Origin of the sequence: Jatrophihabitans lederbergiae (assembly GCF_031845305.1) — a bacterium.
Lineage (GTDB): Bacteria > Actinomycetota > Actinomycetes > Mycobacteriales > Jatrophihabitantaceae > Jatrophihabitans_A > Jatrophihabitans_A lederbergiae.
The window spans coordinates 2,501-5,436 of record NZ_JAVREH010000102.1; the positions used below are offsets into that span (position 1 = coordinate 2,501).

The window sequence follows — 2,936 nt, forward strand, 5'->3', positions numbered from 1 at the left end:
CAGCGAGCCCGTGAAATTCGCTGTGAATCTGGCGGGACCACCCGCTAAGCCTAAATACTACCTAGTGACCGATAGCGGACAAGTACCGTGAGGGAAAGGTTAAAAGCACCCCGGGAGGGGAGTGAAATAGATCCTGAAACCGCGCGCCTACAAGCCGTTGGAGCGTCGCCGCACTTGTGTGTGGTCGTGACAGCGTGCCTTTTGAAGAATGAGCCTGCGAGTTAGTGGTATGTGGCGAGGTTAACCCGTGTGGGGTAGCCGTAGCGAAAGCGAGTCTGAATAGGGCGAGTGAGTCGCATGCTCTAGACCCGAAGCGAAGTGATCTACCCATGGCCAGGTTGAAGCGCGGGTAAGACCGCGTGGAGGACCGAACCCACCAGGGTTGAAAACCTGGGGGATGAGCTGTGGGTAGGGGTGAAAGGCCAATCAAACTTCGTGATAGCTGGTTCTCCCCGAAATGCATATAGGTGCAGCGTCGCGTGTTTCTTGCCGGAGGTAGAGCTACTGGATGGCCTAGGGGGCTCACAAGCTTACCGAAGTCAGCCAAACTCCGAATGCCGGTAAGTGAGAGCGCGGCAGTGAGACTGCGGGGGATAAGCTCCGTGGTCGAGAGGGAAACAACCCAGAACACCAGCTAAGGCCCCTAAGCGTGTGCTAAGTGGGAAAGGATGTGGAGTCGCACAGACAACCAGGAGGTTGGCTTAGAAGCAGCCACCCTTTAAAGAGTGCGTAATAGCTCACTGGTCAAGTGATTCTGCGCCGACAATGTAGCGGGGCTCAAGCACACCGCCGAAGCTGTGTCATTCACGTGTGAGTCTGCCTTCGGGCCAGATGCGTGGATGGGTAGGGGAGCGTCGTGTGCCGGGTGAAGCGGCGGAGTGATCCAGCCGTGGACGGCACACGAGTGAGAATGCAGGCATGAGTAGCGAAAGAGGAGTGAGAAACTCCTCCGCCGGATGACCAAGGGTTCCTGGGCCAGGCTAATCCGCCCAGGGTAAGTCGGGACCTAAGGCGAGGCCGACAGGCGTAGTCGATGGACAACGGGTTGATATTCCCGTACCCGCGAATGAGCGCCCATGGCGAAACCAGTGATGCTAAGCGCCTGAAGCCGTTGAGGCCCTTCGGGGTTGATGTGGTGGAGCGCGCGGCCCGAGCTGGTAGTAGCTAAGCGATGGGGTGACGCAGGAAGGTAGTCGTACCAGTCAGTGGTAATACTGGGGCAAGGTTGTAGGGCGTTCCGTAGGTAAATCCGCGGAACACATAGCCTGAGAGCTGACGCATAGCCGAGTGAGGCGAATTCGATGATCCTATGCTGCCGAGAAAAGCCTCTAGCGAGCTCTGAGTGGCCCGTACCCCAAACCGACACAGGTGGTCAGGTAGAGAATACTAAGGCGATCGAGTGAACCATGGTTAAGGAACTCGGCAAAATGCCCCCGTAACTTCGGGAGAAGGGGGGCCGGCTGGTGTGACGGGACTTGCTCCCTGAGCGTCGGACGGCCGCAGAGACCAGCGAGAAGCGACTGTTTACTAAAAACACAGGTCCGTGCGAAGTCGTAAGACGATGTATACGGACTGACGCCTGCCCGGTGCTGGAAGGTTAAGAGGACCGGTTAGCCCTCACGGGCGAAGCTGAGAATTTAAGCCCCAGTAAACGGCGGTGGTAACTATAACCATCCTAAGGTAGCGAAATTCCTTGTCGGGTAAGTTCCGACCTGCACGAATGGCGTAACGACTTCTCGACTGTCTCAACCGTGGACTCGGCGAAATTGCACTACGAGTAAAGATGCTCGTTACGCGCGGCAGGACGGAAAGACCCCGGGACCTTTACTATAGCTTGATATTGGTGTTCGGTTCGAATTGTGTAGGATAGGTGGGAGACTGTGAAGCTCGCACGCCAGTGCGGGTGGAGTCAACGTTGAAATACCACTCTGTTCGAATTGGATGTCTAACCTCGGTCCGTAATCCGGATCAGGGACAGTGTCAGGTGGGTAGTTTGACTGGGGCGGTCGCCTCCTAAAATGTAACGGAGGCGCCCAAAGGTTCCCTCAGCCTGGTTGGCAATCAGGTGTTGAGTGCAAGTGCACAAGGGAGCTTGACTGTGAGACTGACGGGTCGAGCAGGAGCGAAAGCTGGGACTAGTGATCCGGCACTGGCTTGTGGAAGCGGTGTCGCTCAACGGATAAAAGGTACCCCGGGGATAACAGGCTGATCTTCCCCAAGAGTCCATATCGACGGGATGGTTTGGCACCTCGATGTCGGCTCGTCGCATCCTGGGGCTGGAGTAGGTCCCAAGGGTTGGGCTGTTCGCCCATTAAAGCGGTACGCGAGCTGGGTTTAGAACGTCGTGAGACAGTTCGGTCCCTATCCGCCGCGCGCGCAGGAGTCTTGAGGAAGGCTGTCCCTAGTACGAGAGGACCGGGACGGACGAACCTCTGGTGTGTCAGTTGTCCTACCAAGGGCACTGCTGATTAGCTACGTTCGGAAGGGATAACCGCTGAAAGCATCTAAGCGGGAAGCCTGTTTCAAGATGAGGACTCCCATCCTTCATGGAGTAAGGCCCCCGGCTAGACCACCGGGTTGATAGGCCAGAAGTGGAAGAACAGTAATGTTCGGAGCTGACTGGTACTAATAGGCCGAGGATTTGCCACAAAAATGCTACGCGTCCACTGTGCGGCCTCTCGAGGTACGGTCCCCGCACCACCCCCAAGCAACAACCCGGGGTGGGTGCCGGCACGGACCGGACATCTCCATAGAGTTTCGGCGGCCATAGCGAGAGGGAAACGCCCGGTCCCATCCCGAACCCGGAAGCTAAGCCTCTCAGCGCCGATGGTACTGCGCGGGCCACTGCGTGGGAGAGTAGGACGTCGCCGGACACACCACTACAGTCAAGGCCGTCCCGGGGCACCCCCCGGAACGGCCTTCACTGCATTCCCCCC

Annotated in this window: 2 rRNA genes (1 of these 2 cut by a window edge); both read left to right on the plus strand. The window is 57.7% G+C overall.

From position 1 onward, the window contains the following. A 23S ribosomal RNA gene (locus RM423_RS23915) occupies positions 1-2,649 on the plus strand (it extends 460 nt beyond the left edge of the window). Positions 2,650-2,756: 107 nt separating this feature from the next. Then, positions 2,757-2,873 (plus strand): 5S ribosomal RNA (rrf, locus tag RM423_RS23920). Positions 2,874-2,936 lie beyond the last annotated feature (63 nt).